At 39.8% G+C, this 18,897-nt stretch carries 21 protein-coding genes; 2 read left to right on the top strand and 19 right to left on the bottom strand.

Going from position 1 to position 18,897, the window contains the following annotated elements; genetic code table 11:
- Positions 1 to 77 precede the first annotated feature (77 nt).
- Both JK635_RS11340 and JK635_RS24705 read right to left on the bottom strand, forming a co-directional pair.
- Complete coding sequence (locus JK635_RS11340; RefSeq protein WP_202654044.1) at positions 78 to 296, bottom strand: spore germination protein; 219 nt, start codon at positions 294 to 296, stop codon at positions 78 to 80.
- Between the two features lie 149 nt (positions 297 to 445).
- Complete coding sequence (locus tag JK635_RS24705; RefSeq protein ID WP_306792937.1) at positions 446 to 568, bottom strand: hypothetical protein; 123 nt, start codon at positions 566 to 568, stop codon at positions 446 to 448.
- A gap of 139 nt (positions 569 to 707) precedes the next feature.
- On the opposite strand from JK635_RS24705, the gene JK635_RS11335 reads away from it, so the two are divergent.
- Both JK635_RS11335 and JK635_RS11330 read left to right on the top strand, forming a co-directional pair.
- Positions 708 to 926: a hypothetical protein gene (locus JK635_RS11335; protein WP_202654043.1), complete on the top strand. Its 219-nt coding sequence runs from the start codon at positions 708 to 710 to the stop codon at positions 924 to 926.
- 606 nt (positions 927 to 1,532) lie between these two features.
- Positions 1,533 to 1,727 carry a hypothetical protein gene (locus JK635_RS11330; protein WP_202654042.1) on the top strand — a complete coding sequence of 65 codons (195 nt, stop codon included), beginning with the start codon at positions 1,533 to 1,535 and terminating at the stop codon, positions 1,725 to 1,727.
- Positions 1,728 to 1,924: 197 nt separating this feature from the next.
- Here the strand turns inward: JK635_RS11330 and JK635_RS11325 are convergent, their stop codons facing one another.
- From JK635_RS11325 to JK635_RS11245, 17 genes are all read right to left on the bottom strand, one after another.
- A complete protein-coding gene (locus JK635_RS11325; protein ID WP_202654041.1) occupies positions 1,925 to 3,301 on the bottom strand; it encodes a sensor histidine kinase in 1,377 nt (458 codons plus the stop codon).
- On the bottom strand, positions 3,279 to 3,992 hold the full coding sequence (locus tag JK635_RS11320) for a response regulator transcription factor (protein WP_202654040.1): 714 nt from the start codon (positions 3,990 to 3,992) through the stop codon (positions 3,279 to 3,281). The genes JK635_RS11325 and JK635_RS11320 overlap by 23 nt, the downstream gene beginning before the upstream one ends.
- A complete protein-coding gene (locus JK635_RS11315; RefSeq protein WP_202654039.1) occupies positions 3,989 to 5,689 on the bottom strand; it encodes a DUF6044 family protein in 1,701 nt (566 codons plus the stop codon). Before JK635_RS11315 ends, JK635_RS11320 begins: the two co-directional genes overlap by 4 nt.
- A 39-nt stretch (positions 5,690 to 5,728) precedes the next feature.
- Positions 5,729 to 6,148, bottom strand: coding sequence for a GtrA family protein (locus JK635_RS11310; protein ID WP_202654038.1), 420 nt, complete (start codon positions 6,146 to 6,148; stop codon positions 5,729 to 5,731).
- On the bottom strand, positions 6,145 to 7,149 hold the full coding sequence (locus JK635_RS11305; protein ID WP_202654037.1) for a glycosyltransferase family 2 protein: 1,005 nt from the start codon (positions 7,147 to 7,149) through the stop codon (positions 6,145 to 6,147). The genes JK635_RS11310 and JK635_RS11305 overlap by 4 nt, the downstream gene beginning before the upstream one ends.
- A gap of 48 nt (positions 7,150 to 7,197) precedes the next feature.
- A complete protein-coding gene (locus tag JK635_RS11300) occupies positions 7,198 to 7,896 on the bottom strand; it encodes a polysaccharide deacetylase family protein (RefSeq protein WP_202654036.1) in 699 nt (232 codons plus the stop codon).
- A gap of 1 nt (position 7,897) precedes the next feature.
- Positions 7,898 to 9,100: an MGDG synthase family glycosyltransferase gene (locus JK635_RS11295; RefSeq protein WP_202654035.1), complete on the bottom strand. Its 1,203-nt coding sequence runs from the start codon at positions 9,098 to 9,100 to the stop codon at positions 7,898 to 7,900.
- Between the two features lie 273 nt (positions 9,101 to 9,373).
- Complete coding sequence (locus JK635_RS11290) at positions 9,374 to 10,447, bottom strand: NAD(P)/FAD-dependent oxidoreductase (RefSeq protein ID WP_202654034.1); 1,074 nt, start codon at positions 10,445 to 10,447, stop codon at positions 9,374 to 9,376.
- The gene (locus JK635_RS11285) at positions 10,448 to 10,786 is read right to left on the bottom strand and encodes a (2Fe-2S)-binding protein (protein WP_308078777.1); all 339 of its coding nucleotides are present in this window, start codon (positions 10,784 to 10,786) and stop codon (positions 10,448 to 10,450) included. It abuts the gene before it with no gap.
- A 23-nt stretch (positions 10,787 to 10,809) separates the two neighbouring features.
- Entirely contained in the window at positions 10,810 to 11,898 is a 1,089-nt protein-coding gene (locus JK635_RS11280; protein ID WP_202654033.1) for an NAD(P)/FAD-dependent oxidoreductase, read from the bottom strand.
- Positions 11,888 to 12,211 carry a (2Fe-2S)-binding protein gene (locus JK635_RS11275; RefSeq protein ID WP_202654032.1) on the bottom strand — a complete coding sequence of 108 codons (324 nt, stop codon included), beginning with the start codon at positions 12,209 to 12,211 and terminating at the stop codon, positions 11,888 to 11,890. The genes JK635_RS11280 and JK635_RS11275 overlap by 11 nt, the downstream gene beginning before the upstream one ends.
- Positions 12,212 to 12,226: 15 nt before the next feature.
- The gene (locus tag JK635_RS11270) at positions 12,227 to 13,027 is read right to left on the bottom strand and encodes an ABC transporter permease (RefSeq protein ID WP_202654031.1); all 801 of its coding nucleotides are present in this window, start codon (positions 13,025 to 13,027) and stop codon (positions 12,227 to 12,229) included.
- Entirely contained in the window at positions 13,024 to 13,947 is a 924-nt protein-coding gene (locus JK635_RS11265) for an ABC transporter permease (protein WP_202654030.1), read from the bottom strand. The genes JK635_RS11270 and JK635_RS11265 overlap by 4 nt, the downstream gene beginning before the upstream one ends.
- An 11-nt stretch (positions 13,948 to 13,958) precedes the next feature.
- A complete protein-coding gene (locus JK635_RS11260) occupies positions 13,959 to 15,017 on the bottom strand; it encodes an ABC transporter ATP-binding protein (RefSeq protein ID WP_202654029.1) in 1,059 nt (352 codons plus the stop codon).
- A 15-nt stretch (positions 15,018 to 15,032) separates the two neighbouring features.
- Entirely contained in the window at positions 15,033 to 16,118 is a 1,086-nt protein-coding gene (locus JK635_RS11255; RefSeq protein ID WP_498043865.1) for an ABC transporter substrate-binding protein, read from the bottom strand.
- Between the two features lie 218 nt (positions 16,119 to 16,336).
- A complete protein-coding gene (locus tag JK635_RS11250; protein ID WP_202654027.1) occupies positions 16,337 to 17,050 on the bottom strand; it encodes a GntR family transcriptional regulator in 714 nt (237 codons plus the stop codon).
- 426 nt (positions 17,051 to 17,476) lie between these two features.
- Positions 17,477 to 18,667: a macrolide family glycosyltransferase gene (locus JK635_RS11245; protein WP_202654026.1), complete on the bottom strand. Its 1,191-nt coding sequence runs from the start codon at positions 18,665 to 18,667 to the stop codon at positions 17,477 to 17,479.
- Positions 18,668 to 18,897: the final 230 nt, after the last annotated feature.

Here is an 18,897-nt window from a genome sequence, read left to right as displayed (position 1 = left end):
TTTTTTTACATATCTTTTTTTATTAGATCATTAGGCAGGATCATTTTTGCAGTGTATTTCTTCCGCCATTGAATATCTTAAAGGTTAGCTACTTCAGGCTGATCTACTACATCCGGGTTCAGTTCAGTTGTACTGCTTAAAATACTACTTGAAGTAATCACTCCTCCTGTGTTAAATATTCCTGAACCTCCTCGGTTTTTTATAGTTAATTTTGGTGTCGTGAAAGCAGAATCCCCCATATGGAGGACACCTCCGGTAACATTGATGATTTCAATGGCAGTAATGAGTGCAGGCATTAAATCCCTTCCTTTATACTTATTTTCATTTCATCCTATGCAGACAGTTATCCCGATGTTTATGAAATGTCTTTACATATTTTTACATGGCGTACTTCTTTAGCTCACATTAAAATAAACAAACGGGGCAGATTAACTGTCCCGTTTGTTTATTTCTTTTTTCTTTCTTGGGCTTTTAATGCCACCTTTTCAATTCCACTGTTGGCAAATTCAACATCTGTCGGAGGCAATGCCGGATTATTTGGAGAATGTTGATTCTTCTTTTTCGCCATTTTTTCAACTCCTTCTTCGTTTAGGTTACAGTGTTCCCTGAGAATACCAACATTATTTCTGTCTAAAAAATGATTAAAAAATTTTTTTGGATGCATTCTAGGAAATGTGTGTTTGAAAAAATTAAAGGAGGAAATACACATGACAAATCAAATCGACACCAATAAGTTAAAACAAGCGGAGGCAGCCTCTTCTATTGCTAAAGACATGATCACCTCGGCAATTGAACAATCAGCTGCGAACACCACTCTTGCGTTAGAATCATTAAAACAAGCATCTGCTGAAGTTGCCCAAGCTCAAACATTAATTAGCCAAGTCCAATCACAGCTACAAACCCAAGCATCTGCAACAAAGGAATAAAGTGAAACTTCCATCAGTGGGGGTTTTCTTCATCCCCACTGATGGTTAGTTGAACCAATCGGACCTTTACGGGCAGTTGATCCCCCACCTAGATTCCTTGTAGACTTAGACTCTCGAGGTGGGGGTCTTACTGCCCGTTAAGGCGGGATAAAATCCAACCGGAAAATTTTTCAACAGAAAAACGCATACAACAAGGGCTTCTTTAGATTCCAAGAAGCCCTTCCCAATTCTCTACATTAAGCGGATCATTCCCTCTTTCCTTTTGGAGGTTCTATAATAAATTCCTCATGAGCAACTCTTTCCCAAAATGTCCAGTGAATTAATCCATAAATTTGTGTGAAGCTGGTTTCTTCCAAGTACCACCCTACCTTGATATATAGGATTTTTTTTATTTTTGCTGGCAACCATGTGTTGAATATTGTCAAATGAGGGAGTATAATTGGAAATGTTTCGGGCAATTTGTTATATCATACCAACAATCTATGAATATATTCATTAAGCTACTATAGTTAAATGACATGATACATACAATTTTTATGATAGAAAAAGAAAATTACTTTGGTTTTAATTATTTCAATATTTTTATAATAAGGGGAGAAGGGGAATATGGGTATAGTTCTAATGCTAATACTTGCTGCTGCGTTGGTCGTTCTGTTTTTCTGTGGTTATTTTGTTGGAGTGTTAAAAGAAAAGTATGGCAAGAAAAATGTCGTAATTTTTGTACCTATCTTAATCTCAATGTTTATGTTTCACCTCATAATCGCGATTACAGAGTTGGCAAAAACTGCGAGATGGCAATAATTTTGGATTAAATAGTAATATAACGAAGAAAAACTAAACTTGGTTTAAAAAAATCATATTTGAAAAGCTTGAAAGCAGGAGGATCCACATCCCCTGCTTTCTTTCATCTATTTTTGCTGCCCCTGCCAAGGAATTTCATTTTACCACATTTTTTCTAACTTATCACCGAACTCGTCATTGTAAGATGTCTTTTTTAGCTACTCCATTTCCAAGCTTGCTGGTAAAAGCAGTTCTGCTTCGGTTCCTTCTCCTTCTTTACTTTGTATTTTTATTTCACCCTTGTGCAACTTCATGATTCTTTTCGCAATATGAAGGCCCAAACCAAAACCTCCAGTCTCTCTGCTCCGGGCTTTATCCACACGGTAAAAACGTTCAAATATGTTATTAATCTCTTCTTCTGGAATGCCGATCCCATAATCTTTCACACGAACAATGGCATGCAAATCATTTTTTTCTAAAAAGACATCAATTTTTTCATTGCTATATTTAATCGCATTATCGAGCAAAATAATAATCGCCTGTTTCACCTTTAATTCATCCGCCATAATAAGGATCGGTGCTTGCTCGAAATGAAGAGTGATTTCTCTTTTATAAACCTCTTTCAGCTGCTTTAAAATGGTTTGACATAACGATACAAGATTAACTACATCGATGTCCAAGTCAACCTCTTTTTCCAGTGAAGCCACATTCAAAAAGGTTTCTGTCATTTTTTGAATTCTGGTTGCTTCAGAGTGAATAGCTTGGATCGCTTCACTTGCCATTTCTTTGTCTTCCAGCCCATGCCGCCTTAACAAATTGGCATAACTCTTAATAACAGTCAACGGTGTTTTCAGCTCATGGGAGGCATCAGAAACAAACTGGGATTGCTTTTCAAAATTTTCCTCCAGCCTGTCTATCATTCGATTGAATGTATTGGCCAATGTTTGAAGTTCATCCTTCGTATCATTTTGAATAATAATCTTCTTCGGCACCCCGCTTCGCTCAATATCTTTCATTGTATTGATCATATTGAAAATCGGCCTCATAATGATATTAGATAACCATCTGCCGCTCAACAATGATAAAATAGCAGCAAACACTGTGCTTACCCCAAGAATCCATAAAAGGGTATCTTTCCGCGATTCCAGGCCTTCCAGTTCTTCACCAATCTCAATAATACTCCCCTTTAAAAGATGTCCGCCTTTTATCGGAACACGGACGATTAATACCTGCTTTTCCTTATCTTCTATTATAAATAATTTCCTCTCAGATTCCCGGGATTTTACCAATTTCCCTTTCACTTTTTTGGCTAATTCCTGTTCATTTGTGACTTCATACAGGATTTTTCCGTCTGACTGTATGATTCGAATATAGGAATCTTCCGTTAAATTATCCTTTAATTCACGGATGATTTGGTCAGAAGTTTCATTGGTATGGATATTTTTAATTATGTCCTCTGCCTTTTGAAACGCCATATCCTCTTCCATACTGATGGTTGTTTGCATAAATAAAACAAAAACGACAATGTTAATCAATATTAAGATGAACAGCATCCATGCGGTCGTTAACAGATTAATTTTTAATGTGATCCTCATTTGCGTGCTCCTTTATCGTATAGCCGATGCCTCTAACAGTAGTAATAAGTGAAGTTGAAAAACCGTCTTCTATTTTTTTACGCAAATGTCGGATGAATACGTCAATCACATTTGTTTCACCCTCAAAGTCATAGCCCCAGACATTTAGAAGGATGTTTTCTCGGGTAACCACTTTATTTTTATTTAAAATCAAATACACCAGCAGGTCATATTCTGTTGGAGTTAAGGTGATGGAGGTACCTGCCCTTGTCACTTCTCTTGTATCAGTGTCGATTTCCAAATCTCCTACAGACAGAAGGGAGTCATCATCCTTAAGTCCATTCTTCGAATAATGACGAAGACAGGAACGGATTCTTGCTAATAATTCCTCAATTTCAAACGGCTTTGTCACGTAATCATTAGCACCTTGGTCAAGCCCCGCTACCTTATCAAATGTGGTATTTCGGGCGGTTAGGAGAATAACAGGAATGTCCTCATTCTCCTTACGTAATCTCCTTAACACCTCAATCCCGCTTAATTGGGGGAGCATCACATCCAATAAGATTAAATCAATATCACTATGTAGAGCTTTTTCCAGTCCGTCTTTGCCGTTATGTTCAACCGTTACATTATATCCTTCATATTCCAATTCCATCTTTAAAACACGGGCAATTTGAATTTCGTCTTCTACGACTAAAATGTTGGTTTTCACGAATATCCCCCCTGCAACATCATAACCTTGTACAAGTAAATTTTCCAATAACTATCCTTTGCTTGAAAAACCTTTTGTAAATCGAGACGATTTTCTCTTGCATTTTCAATCGGAACCGCGGACAGGATATAATCTCCGCCCAGCTGTTTAAAAGCGTGGATATTTAAATTCAAATGACGGATAACCTTCGAAGAATGTTTTGAAAACATATAGTTTTTTCCCAATTCATCGACAAAGAGATAACACCGGCCGCCCCATTGATCAAAGTAGCTTTTTAGCGCTTTATTTTTTGCCAATTCCGGAGCAATGATTTTCCGAAATTGATGTTTATAAGACAACGGGTAAAAGTTATTGTACGTATCCAATGTATACAACCCATTATACTGGGCAATTGCCGGATGCAGGCCAATACTTGCGACTCGGTAATCCTGCACAGGCTTGCCGATAAACTTCTTAATCTCAGCAAATTCCTTCACAGCGTAAAACTCTCCAAATGACGGTGAAGTGTGATACCGAATTTGTTCGTTTGAAGGAATCAATACACCCATCTGCAGCACGGCGAAAACCACAGCTGCGATGCGCCATTTTTTCTGATACCGCCAGAGGATTTGCAATGATACGGCAAATAAAACATATATAATCATTGGCCGCAAATAATGATAACGCGAAAAATTAAACGTGTTTAAAATGCTGATTTTTTGCTTCAAAGGAACCCAGCCTTCATACCACCAAAAGGCATACCAGACCGATAACAAAAAATTAGCAAGGTGCAGGCCGATAAATAGTTTTTCTCTCTTCCAGCTTTTTTGGACAATCACGATTACCAGAGCGATCAAGGACACTGGCAGAATCACAAACTCAAAGAGGGTTTGATCCTGATTATGCCCGATAATATAATTCTTAAAGATAAGCATAATTGTTTGCATCAAGTTATTTTTCGATTCAAAAAACTCTGAGCGGTTCGTTTTTTCATGCGAAAAAATAAGGGAAGCGATCTCCCGGTATTCAATTGCTAAATAAATCACCGTCATATAGGCAATCGAGAATAACAGCCGTAACCTCGGTTTTTTAGTCCTGATGGCATCCACCAGCCAAACTACCCCCATCGCACTTAGAAAAAAGAAAAAGCCTAACATAAAGGTGGAATAAAACGGTAATAGTGTAATGGTCACAATGCTAATGATCATTTGTTCACGATTGCGGATATTCATGAAGGCCCATAAGGCTAATGGCATTCCTACTATACTTAACATTCCATTTGGCCAGAAGGGTATCAAAGCAAAAGTTAACGCCGAAACGATGATGATGAATCCTTGATTTTCCCCTTGAATCACGTATTTCTTTAATAATAGATACATTCCTAAAAAGGCGAAAAAGCGTGAGATGGCTTGATTAAGCCCATAGGCAATTACAGGAGGAAAAAAGCGAAACAGCTCGACAATCCCATAGTATTCTGAGTAAAAGGCATTTCTTGATAGTTCTCCATTAATAATCTGTGGAATATTTGCCTGAATGGGACCAAATAATTGACCGCTATCGACTAATACCTTGTACCAGGCGATATTCGAATCCAAATTGTCATGAATCCGCATATGGGCATGTTCACCAAGAATAAAGTACGGTGCAACCCAAAGGGCAATAATCAAAATAGCCAATAAGAAATAGATCCTCTCGCGTGTAAAAACAGTTCTTTTCATTTTCTCCAATCCTCCCCACATTTATAAACACCGGTTCTTTCAAGCCGGTGTTTTTGCGCTCTTTTGCGGGAAAACAATCCATTTTTGCAAAGTGTAATTTAATAATGTATAGAAACAAGTACTAACGAAAATGGCGAGATCCGTTGACATGGCAGCAGAAAAAATATGGGTATGATTCAATACCAAATGGACGGCCTGCTTTCCGATGGAGAAGGATACGAAATAGCAGAACAAAATAACGCATGCAAATCGAACCACACTCTTTGAAACCGAAGCTCTGCTATTAAAGGTAAAACTTCGGTTCAAGCAATAGCTGACACACGCCCCTATTGTATTTCCTAAAAAGGTGGCTATCCAATAGGATAGTCCGAACAAATGATAGAAGAGAAACATGACGGACAAGCCAATAATGGTGTTGGCAACACCTACCAAAATAAAGCGTATAAAAGTAAATTTCATTTTCCCACCTTATTCATAAGGACTTTTAGCTTCTGTTTTCCTTCGTTATGATTTGAAAAGGCATCCACCTCAATCGTATATCTTGGACGCCGCTTCACTTCTCGATAAATTTTTCCAATATATTCTCCAATAATTCCCGTGGCTAAAAGCTCTAAACCGCCGACGAACCAAATCGATATAATAATGGAAGTCCAGCCTGATTCCGTATGTCCGGTTAGTTCTTGGACAATCGCATACCCGCCGGCAAGCGCGCTAATGATCACAGCCAGAAATCCTAAAAAAGTCACAAAGCGAATCGGGGTAATACTAAAGGAAGTAATCCCATCAAACGCAAAGGCAAACATTTTTTTCAATGGATACTTGGACTCTCCTGCAACTCTTTCTTTTCGGTCATAGAAAACTTTCGTTGATGGAAAACCGATAAGAGGGATGAGTCCCCGTAGAAAAAGGTTCGTTTCCTTATATTTAAATAATTCATCCAATGCTCGCTTGCTCATCAAGCGAAAATCGGCATGATTTGGAATTAAATTGATCCCAATTTTATTCATAAATCGATAAAACCCTAAAGCCGTTGTCCGTTTGAAAAATGTATCGGTTTCCCGTTTATCTCTTACCCCATACACAACGTCAAAGCCATCCCGATATTTTTCCACGAACGTACGGATGACCCGAATATCATCCTGAAGGTCGGCATCAATGGAAACCACACAATCCGATTGTGCGGCGGCTGCTTCGAGCCCTGCTAAAAGGGCATTCTGATGACCAGCATTTCTGGCTAATTTTAACCCTTTCACCAATGGATTTTTTGCCATTTCTTTTTCAATTAAGACCCATGTCCGGTCCCTACTGCCATCATCGACAAAGAGGATTTTACTTTCGCTTGATATCAGGAAGTCATCGATTAAATTGGATAATACTGCTGATAATTGTTTCGAAGTTTCCGGAAAAACTTCTTCTTCGTTGTAACATGGAACAACGATAGTTAAGATAGGTCCTTTCATGATAATCACTCTCCCTTTTGATCAGATTTAGGATTTCCTCTGCAATGCCTACAAATTCTTTACTAATTCATCCACGCGGACACATGTGAAACCCTTTGTTTTCACTTGTTTTAATACATCCTTTAACGCATTAATGGTATTCCTGGGAGCTTCCAACTCTGCACCCAGTGTATCGCCGCAGTCATGCAGCAGGATGACATCCCCGCCTTTTATGCTTGAAAGGCGTTGTTTAATCTTTTCACTGCCGCCCGAGGTCCGCCAATCTTGCGCCATGATCGACCAGAGAATAATCTTGTATTTACTTCTATTGACAAAATCAAAAAGATTGAGCATTCCCCATGGTGGCCGATAATAAACAGGTCTAACCCCAATGACATTTTTGATAATTTCCGCTGTATCCTCGAGACCCTTGCGAACCTTCCAAGGGGACATGAACCAGTTCGAATGGTGTACATAATTGTGGATCCCAATTAAATGGCCTTCCTGATGCATTCGCTGGATGAGCTCGGGATGTTTTTCCGCTCTAGAACCGACCACAAAGAAGGTAGCTTTCACCTCGTTTTTCTTCAATAAATCAAGCAGAATTGGGGTATAAATCGGATCCGGCCCGTCATCAAAGGTAAAAGCAATCTTTGAGGACTCGTTGCCTCTTCTAAACACCTTTAGGCCTAAACCGTGTGTTAAAAAATAAGGGACTACGGTGTATAATAAAAAGAAAAAGATGATAACTGAAATCATGTAGCCCATCCTAAATACTCACCTCAATTTCCTCTCGCTTTTGCATGGTTCTTATATTTGTTGATTTGGGTGATTGACCGCGTTTCGCCGCCCTGACAATCACACGAAGGGCATCTCTGGACGAGGTTTTGGTTTGATATTTTTTGATTCGCTGTTGCATCCATTTTAACGGTGCGGAATCACGAACAAGATTCTCAATTTGCCCAATCAATTCTTTCTCTGACTTCGCAACGAAGGCGATTCCTGAACGGTATAAGTATTCCGCATTGTCTTCTTCCTGGCCAGGGAGCGAGTGATAGATTAGTAATGGCAAGTCCATCACCATTGCCTCAGAGGTTGTCACTCCCCCGGGTTTGCTGATCATTAAGTCTGATATGGCCATTAATTCATGAACATTTTCACAGTATCCTAAAATTCTCACATCATGCTTGGAGTCGTTAAATTCCCACTCTAATTGTTTTTTCAACTTCTTGTTTTTTCCACAAACAATGAAAATCTGTATTGGGATAGAAATTGATTCTAATGCCCGGAAGGCTGAAAGTCCTTTTCCAAAAAAGCCGTCTCCTCCTCCCATGATGAGAATAGTGAATATATTGGGATTAATCCTATATTTCTCCAGGAGAAGCCCCTTTGGAAGAACCTCCAAAAATCTTTTTCGCACAGGTATTCCAGTATGCTTGATTTTATCCTCCTCTACCCCTAATGCAATCAAACGGTCGCGCACCTGAGGGGAACCGACCACGTATTGGTCTGTATAGGGATAAATCCAATAAGAATGGTCCGTATAATCGGTGATGATGGTTACCGCTGGAATATCAATCAATCCCTGCTCTTTTAATTTCGAAATAATTCCGGCTGCAAATGGATAGGTACTGACCACCACTTTTGGTTTTATTTCCCGAATGATTTTAAGCATGGTCTGCATCCCCGATAAAAAGACCGAATTTAACGTGACGGAAAAGGAATTTTTCACACGGGTTTTCTTATACAAAAAGCTGTACACTTGAGGAAACTTCTTAATTCCTCTTTTATAAATGTAATGACTGATTGGATAAAGATAGGGATGAATCCACTCCATGATATCAATCGTAATAGGCTCCGCATCAGCAAGCAGATATTCTACGGCTTCGCTTATGGCATTTGCCACTTGTTTATGCCCCTCGCCAAAGGTGGCGGATAGAATCAGGTATTTATCCTTTTCACATTTAATCATGTCCTTTCCCTCCTCTTCTATGCCCTTAGGGTAAAAACAAAACCTTTTTCATATTTATTCTATCTCCTGTTCAACAGGAATCTTTGATGTGATTACTACCCTCTTAATCTAACACCGATTTTTTTTAGACCATTCATTTTCATCAATTTTTAATGAAAATGACAGGTGATTTTTAAATTGGATCCCGGGAAAAAGAAAAGAGTCGCACCAGTCTTTTTGTGGTGCGGCTCCTTCTTTAAGCCTTTCTTCTATAAAAAAATTCACAAAATCGATTTAAGCAAACCTGCTAATGGAATAGCGGTCAATCGGTATCGAAGTTTCTCCATCTAAAATCAGTTCGGTCATCAATGTGCCGACGAGTGGAGAAAGTGTAACACCGCTGTGCATTGCGGCGACATACAAATTTTCCACACCTGGGATTTTTCCTAAAATCGGAAAACCATCCTCTGGCATGGCGCGAATTCCCGAGAACGCGCGGACCACTTTCGCTTTTCTTAAGGAAGGCACATAGTGGATAGCCATATTCGCAGTCTCTTGAATCACATCCAATGTAGTTGCCCGGTTGAACCCTTCCTCCTCCATCGAATAGCCAATAAGCACCTCTCCATTAAATGCCTGTCTTAAGCCGCTAATGGTATAATTTAAAAAAGGTTTTAGCGGTTCGGTGACAAGAATTTGGCCTCTTAATTGGTTGATTGGAATCGTCACTTCTACAAGTTTCCCTAATTCTCTTGACCAAGTACCGCCGGCAAGCACAAGATTTTTACACTCAAACCTACCTTTTTCTGCCCTAACAATAAATTTTCCAGGCAGCTTTTGAATTTCGGTTACCTTGTTATATGTAGAGTATTGGACGCCATTTTTCTTGGCTGCCCGCATATAACGATCGACCAAGCGGAAAGGATTCACGTTGCCATCGATGGAACTATATGTCGCACCGACAATATCCGGGTTCAAGGACGGCTCTTTTTCAAGCGCTTCTTCACGGGACAATACCTTAATTTTGATCCCAATCGGTTCGTAGGCCTCTGCAAGACGCTCCGCTTTTTCCCTGTCGAGTTCGCTGAAAAATGGTGACAAACCGCCTGTTCGTTTGTATTCCACATCGCCAATCTTTTTTGAAAGGTATGGATAAAGCTCCGCACTATACATACTAAATTCGGCATACCAGGAAGGTGTTTTATTATGAACCCAAACCCAAGCTTGGGTCGAGCCGGATGTACCTGACAATGGAAATTTTTTATCCAGGACAACGATGCCTTCTTTGTTTCGTTCCGACAGATGATAAGCGATACTGCTTCCTACAACACCGCCACCGATTATAATCGTTTCATAGCTTGTTTCCATTTATTTCACCTTCCCATCCTCTAATTCCACCTCATCCAAAACAGATTTAACAGAAGAAAAAGTTGTACTATTGGTTGCCAATGTCTCCAGTTTAATTGGACTAATGGGCATTCTCATCCGCGGCAGCGGAATCTGGTGAAACTCCATTCCTGTTTGTTCGTGGATCACGCCCGCCACGAGGCAATTGCATATTTTCGATTGGCAAGGTCCCATGCCGCAGCGTGTCAATCGTTTAATATCATCGAATGTTCTCGCACCATTTGCAATAACTTCTACAATTTCCTCCAAACTAATTTCTTCACAGCGACAAATAATCGTGCTTTTATCCAATTCATTCACCTTCTGTCTCTTTTACTTTTGAATCAAGAGATAAACTGGTCCTTTAATACAGGATGTGCGAATTTTTCGATATGCTGATTTCTGGCCTGCCAAACTTTAAGATTAGATCTTGTTTCGATAGACTCCAGTTCTTTCCATAACGACTGTTTCCCTTCTTCCACCGCTTCCTTACTGATTGCACCTAAAGCTGCACAGACATTAATACCGGCAAGCATTCCTGTAACAAGTAAGGCACCTTGAGTACTGATGCCGGCCGCATTTCCCGCTAAAAAGACATTTTCACAATCTGTTTGGAAATCATTATTGTATTGCGGAACCCATCCGCCCAACTCTTCTTGGTGGCCAAATGAACACCCCAATTGATAAAAAATATCTAAAATCGGTGACCTGCCGCCATCGACACAAACCAAATCCACTTTTTCTGTCCAAATATCTTCCCCTTGTTGAATATCAACCTCCGACACCGCCCCAATTCCCCTTGCCTCCTTAATGGAGGAGTTCAACAAGATAGGGATACCGATTTTTCTAACCTGCTCTACTTTTTCCGTGCCGTTTGCTTTCACACCAGTATTTTTTTCAACAATCCCCCTAATCCGGACGCCTACTTTGGAAAGCTGCAGTGCAACATCCATGGCAAAATCACTCGATCCGACGATGACCGCATTCTTCCCAGGTTGAACAAAATTCCGATTCATTAACGTTTGCGCGGCGCCAATCGTCATCACTCCGGGAAGTGTCCATTTTGGAAAGGCGATGGCATTTTCAGACGCACCTGTAGCGACAATTGTTTTCTTCGCCCTAAGAGGAAAAACATTCTTTTCATCGGTAATGCCAACACTACCATCTTTATAAAAACCAATAACGCGGTGCCCCAATAAATAACGAATCTCAAAATCTTCTAATTGTCGGGACAAATGGGCAGCCAATTCAAATCCGCACATCGGTTGATAAATGGAAGGCAAGGAAGAAAGGACCTGCGTCTGTTGGACCAATTGCCCACCCATTGATTTAGACTCATCAACAAGCGTGACTTGCAAGCCCCTGGAAGCCGTCTCAAAGGCAGCAGCCAAACCGGCCGGACCTGCACCGATAATTAATACATCAGTCTCCACAGCATTCACCCCTTACTTCCGGGTCTTCATCATTCGGGTAAATTTTCATCCCATCTTCCACCATTGTCTGGCATGTACGCACATGGTCTTCGCCATTTATGGTCGCGTAACAGCTACAACATCTGCCTTTTGTGCAAAAAAGCCCTCGTGGCTGAACCAAATTTCTGCTTGAACCCAAGCGTTTAATCCCATTAGCCATTAATGCAGCGGCAACGGTTTGTTGTTCATAGGCAGTGTATGGAAGATCATTAAAATAGATGGTTATAGTTTTTTGTAGCTGTTCCCCTAACACTGGATGATGTTTAATATGCATAAAAACACCTTCTTCTCAGTTTTTCGAAGCAAACACTTTACCAACGCCCAGTACCCTTTCAATCACAACCATTAAAACAAAGGTTAATAGAATCATGATACTGGAGACGGAAGTGATGATTGGATCATATTGATATTGCATATACGTATATATTCGAACTGGCAATGTAACCACGTCTGTGCTGACAATGAATAATGCTACCGTCAAATCATCAAAAGAAGTGATAAAGGCAAAAATGGCCCCTGCGATGACACCGGATTTTATCATGGGCAAAGTAATTTGAAAGAATACTTTAAAACTGCCTGCCCCTAAATTCATCGCAGCCTGTTCGATTGAACGGTCAAACCCGACTAAACTTGCGACTACCAAACGCATGACAAAAGGAATGGTTAAAATAATATGACCAATGACCAAAGCAATTGGGCTGGCAGCAATTCCAATCCAGGAATAAAACTGCAACAGGGCCACCCCAAATACTACTGATGGAATCAAAAGTGGCGAACCCACCAACTGAACAATCGCCGTTTTCAATTTAAACTCATATCTGACAACAGCTATGGATGCCATCGTTCCGATAAAAGTCGCAATTATCGCCGTTCCGAAAGCAACGATAATGCTTAATGTGAATGATTGCATAAACTCAGGATGGTCTAGTAACTCCGTATACCACCTCAATGTAATTCCTTTCGGCGGAAACACTATATACTCGGTAGTTGTCAGCGATGACAATAACACTACTACTATTGGAGCTGCTAGAAAAATGTAGACCAATAGACAAAAGAGATTCAAGCCAGCTTTGGGCAATACCTTCCTCATTGTATGGCCACCCCTTTTTCTGATCGAGTAAGTAGTTTACTGTATACAACAATGGTAATCGTAGCAATAAAGATTAATAAGAAACCAATCGCCGAACCATATGGCCAATTCAACATGGTTGTTACCTGTTCATATGTCAGGAAGGACATGACCTTTACCTGTGGCCCGCCAAGAATCGCTGGGGTAACAAATGAACTCACTGCCAAACTGAACACCATAACCGAACCCGCAAAAATCCCAGGAAGTGTTAACGGCAAAACGACAGAAAAGAATGTTCTAATTGGACTTGCTCCTAGATTTTGGGAGGCTCTAATTACACTCGGGTCAATTCTTTCAAGTGAACCCATGATACTTAACACCATATATGGGAATAAAACATGCACCATTCCAATTACAACACTAAATTCCGTATATAACAGGGTAAGTGGTTTATCAATCCATCCCATCTTCATTAGGGTATTATTAACAACGCCATTATTGGACAACAAAATAACCCAGCCGTAACAGCGGATGACCATGCTGATCAATAACGGTGATAATACCAATAAGGTTAAATAATTTTTCAACCTGCCATTGGCTTTCGTAATCTGATAAGCAACCGGATAGGAAATGACAATCGCCACCAATGTCGTTAACAGACCGATTTTTACCGTTCTCCATAATACACCCAAGTAAAATTTGTCGAAAAGAAACTTTACATAATTTTGCAGCGTCCATTCACTGCCAATTCCACTTCCTGCGTCAAATGTCTTAAAACTTGTGATAAAAAGAAAAAACAATGGCAGCAGAAAGAAAAAGATAAAAATTGCCAAGGTTGGAAGCAGTAATAACCACGAATCAAGCTTTTTTCGTGTTAATCTTTTTTTCTCCTGCTTATATAAGATTTCTTGTTCTTGTTGCACTTCCACTTCCGCTTGCATTCGAATTCACCTCACTTTTTCACCAGCAATAATTCTTCAGGATTCCATACAGCATATACATCCTGTCCCTCTTTTATTAAATCGGGATTTAAAACAGTATTGGAAATGTCGGCAATCAACTGTTTTTCTTTGAATTGCAAAATATAACGGGTTTTTGCCCCTAAAAACATTTTTCTTTCCAGCTTAACGTGAAGACCCTCACGATTTGTTTGGGCGAGCTGGATTTTTTCAGGCCGTAGATAGAAATTCATTACAGAATCCTTCACCCCGAGTTTTGAAATGACCTGTTCATACCCATCAAAGGTTATCTTGCATTGCTGACCATTGTACGTCTCCACAACCTGGCCTTGAATCTGGTTTACTTCCCCTATAAACCGTGAAACAAAGTCTGTTTTCGGATGGTTATAAATCTCCACCGGAGTGTCCATTTGTTCAATTCTACCTTCATACATGACTGCTATCCGGTCGGAAATGGCGAGCGCTTCTTCCTGATCGTGGGTGACAAATATAGTGGTAATCCCGACTTTTTTCTGAATTTCCACTATTTCTTCACGCATTTCTTGCCGCAACTTGGCATCCAAATTGCTGAGCGGTTCATCCAACAGTAGTACTTTGGGTTTAATGACAAGAGCTCTGGCTAATGAGACACGCTGCTGCTGGCCGCCAGACAGTTCCTTTGGATAGCGTTTTTCATAGCCTGCCAAGCGCACCATTTCCAGCGCTTCCAAAACGCGTTCCCTTATTTCACCTTTTGGGACTTTCCGTAACTTCAAACCATAAGCGACGTTATCAAAGACCGTCATGTGCGGAAAGAGAGCATAGTTTTGAAAAACCATGCCCATTTCCCTTTTGTTCGGCGGAAGCAGGTGAACAGGCTTGCCGTCTACCACAATTCTTCCGCCATCAACTTCCAAAAACCCGGCAATCATATTGAGAGTCGTAGTCTTGCCGCATCCTGAAGGTCCAAGAAAGGAGACGAGCTCCCCTTTCTTGATCTCAAGATTCATCTTTTTTACAACTTCTGTTTTGTCAAAAGTTTTTACTACATTTTCAAGGCATAGATAACTCATGGTTTCACCTCATTATTAGTGGGCCACTTCGATTTCTTTATTTGCTCTCTCTGTCCACTCATCACGTTTTTGATTGATATACTCCCAATCCACTTTTACAAGCTTGGAAATTTGCTCTTCTCCATAAATGATCTTATCGAGAATCTCTCCGCTCAATTTCACCTTCTTATTAACTGGTCCGTCAAACAAGGATTTGGCAAATTCAGCCTGTACTTCTTCGCTTAAGACATAATTGACAAATTTCTGGGCAAGTTCTTCATTCGGTGCCCCCTTAACGACGCTGACAGTTGACATTAAAGCGGGTGCCCCCTCTTTCGGGATGACAAACTCGATCGGGAATCCCGTCTCTTTTAACGTAAATACACGACTGCTGCCCCAAGCACTAGCAACAGTTTGTCCTTGTAAAAAGTAATTGGAAACATCCGCTGTTTTATCAAATGTCACCGCATTCTTGGCAATTTGCTTCATTTTATTAAAGCCAGGTTCAATATTTTGTTCACTACCGCCATTTGCTTTTGCCGCCATGATGAGCATTTGCAGTCCGTAAGTATTAGAGATGGATGGCAATACCAGTTTTCCTTTGAACTTAGGATCCGCTAAATCATTCCAAGAAGAGATCGGTTCCCATTTGTTCTGTTCAAACATCTCTTTGTTATAAGCCAATCCAGTAGAAATAATCCCGAACCCAACGCCGATATTATCCTTGTCTTTTGCGATATCATAAACATTTGCTAGATTCGTTACGATTTTTTCATCCAAAGGCGCTAGCAAGCCAAAGGATTTTGCTTGTGCTTGAGGACCATCATCGATAAAGGCCACATCAATTTGGGGGTTATCCTTTTGTGCCTGTAGTTTGGAAACGGTGTCTACCGAACTACCGGTAATGTATTTCACTTTTACGCCAAATTCCTTTTCAAATTTTGGGATTACGGTTTCCTTCATTTTTTTCTCATAACTTCCCCCGTAAGCTGCCAATACAAGGGTTTTGCTATCTTTTTTTCCTGTCTCTTTAGAATCGCCGCCTGTTTGACTGCTGCTGCATGCCGATACAATTAGCAACATTAAACTAATCAACCCAATCAGTATCGATTTCCGTTTCACCATTTTTTCCTCCTCATTATCGGTCATTCACACTTTCTTTATTTCAATCATTAAATAGTCGTTTACAGTCGGTTTTCACCCCTCTTTTTCTCACTGGAGTTTGCAATTTTATATAAATATAATATTGCCAATTTTCAGATATATATTGCCAAAAAAATATAAAGTTATATATTTTAAAATATAATATTATAACTTTATCAGTTAGACCACTTTATCAGTTAGAATTTGATTTCTGTATAATAGGTAAGTTCTTGCCGGTCATAAAACTGTGAATATTCAACAATCTCCCCTTGTTTGGAGTAGGTAAACCGTTCCCATTTAAAAACCGGTGCACCTGGTTCAACTTGCATTCTTTCTGCTTTTTTACCTGTTACAATATATGGTCTAACAAACAACTTGGCCTTATCTAAGGCGATATGATATTTTTTAAGCAAAACATTGTAAATCAGTTCATTTTCTATGTCCTCTGGGGTAAGTCCTGGGCATAATTTATAAGGAAGATAAGTATATTCCAGTGCTTCAGGGATGTCTTTATTAATTTTTAATCGCTTAATCTTATATATCTTGGCTTTAGCTTCTAATTTTAGTTTTTCGGCGATTTCCTTATTCGAGTCTTCAATCGAAAAGCTAATTAATTCATGAGGATGTTCCTCATTATCCGTAATCAAAGAAAACATGGTGCCAATATCCTGCTCATTTTGGCCCCCTGCAACAAACGTCCCTTTCCCTCTCTGCCTGTACAGATACCCCTTATTAACAAGCTCAATAATAGCCCGCTTAACGGTTATTGTACTCACATCAAACAAGTCTGCAAGTTCTTGTTCCGTCGGCAGCTGATAGCCTACGTCCCATTGCTTGGATATAATTTTCTCCTCCAGTACCTCTTCCACCTGCCGATAAAAAGGAACGTGGCTATTTTTATCTATCTTCATTTTTCATTCACCTTTTAGTAATGTTATAACTTTATAATCTTATATTGTTTGAGTTGTTAATAAATATTTTATTAACATATATCTGAATTGTCAATATTTTTCTAATGTTTGCTACATTAATAGCTTTAGCGTATAAAGAAAACTACCAGTTGAAACAAACAGACTGTTTCCAGAAAATTAGTTTCACAAGTTGGTGTTGAATCATCTTGATGCTTTAACCCATTCCACTGTGTTTATGACGGATATTCCTGTTTTATTCCAGAACAAAGGAAGCCTCTCTATCACATACCAGTCAATGCGATTCAGCCATTTCTTGGCTATTGGGAAGATAATTGATTTGAAAAGTTAGCGGAGGGTATTTGGACTAACTATTAATGGTCAGCCCCCTGTTGCGTTAAAGTTATGGGGGCTGACCACAATACTCGTTTATATGTTATATTGTCTTTTAAATTCAAAAATTTCATTAACAGCCTGCTGATACCCGCCCGATTTTCGTAAGGATTCTTTCATTTTGGCCGCAGCTTGATGGAATGATGGCTGGCTCAACACCTGGTCTGCGGATTCGCGCAGCTGTTTTGCCGTCAAGCCTTGCATTTGTAATGGCATGCCGGCTCCGATTTTGGCAACTTGGTCGGCAATGACCGGCTGATCTGCACTCTGCGGAATGACAATGAGCGGAACCCCAAAATAGAGACCTTCGTGGACACTGTTCATGCCGCCATGTGTGATAAATAATTTCGTGTACTTCAGCACCTCTGTTTGTGGAAGATAATTTTTTACAATAAAGTTTTCAGGTATCTCTCCCAAATCAGCCTGCGGAACTTTTTCCCCAATCGACATGACCACAGTATGTTCCGTATTGCCAAATGCCTCGAAACACAGCTTGTAAAAATCAATTGCTTGATTAAAGACAGTTCCCAGGGATATGTAAATCGGGCTTTTTTCCATAATTCCTGGTAAATCGAAGTTCTCATCCGTCTTTCTTGAAGTGATGGAAGGACCTACAAATTTATATGTTTCGTCGAATTCCTCCTCAAAAGGTTGAAACTTCCTAGTTGTATAAACGATTGTTAACGGTTCAGGATTACAAAATACTTCATAGGGCGAATGGATTTCCACACCATACATTTCCTTTACCTTTGCTGTCAGCCTGTGATATTCACTGAATGTTTCTTGAGGAATATTTTTTGCAAGCTGTTTGAACATGTTATCGAATGAGCTTTTAGACTGTGCAAAAGAAGTACACGAATTGACGGCCGGAAGCTTAAGGATTTGCCCAAGTAAGCGTCCACAGCCAAACATCGAATCATGAATGATGTAATCAAAGTGCTCACCTTTGATTTGCTTAAGAACCTCAGGGATTATAATATCTGCCGTTCGCAAAAGTCCAATGATTCTTTCAAGTACATTATTTCTCCCACCTGAGATAAAAGCCTTTAAAAATTCTTGAACATTAAAGGTCCTCACTGTCGCCCCCGTTTGCTCCATGCGCTTGCGATAATCCTCAATTGTAAAATACACGACCTCTTCGCCGCGCCTGATCAGCTCTTGCACCACTCCGATGGTTGGATTGACATGACCAACTGATCCGCCATTTATAAATAAAACTCGTGCCATGATACCTTCTCCTTTTGTAAAAAGTCCTTTGGGAAGATCTAAGTACTTTTATAACCCCTTTTTAACATTACTTTGAACCTCATTCAATCCCTTATAAGCTTTCTGTAATATAAAACTCGGCCGCTTCTTTTGCTTCCTTATCATACCATAAATGTGGAACGTTCTTTTGATTTTTATCATATTCCTGTAACCTTAAAATTTTCTTAACAAAATATATATGATTGGCGAGG

The sequence above is a fragment of the Neobacillus paridis genome, from assembly GCF_016765675.1.
GTDB lineage: Bacteria > Bacillota > Bacilli > Bacillales > Cytobacillaceae > Neobacillus > Neobacillus paridis.
Note: the sequence above shows the minus strand (reverse complement) of the source record. Positions and strands in the feature narration are given on the sequence as shown.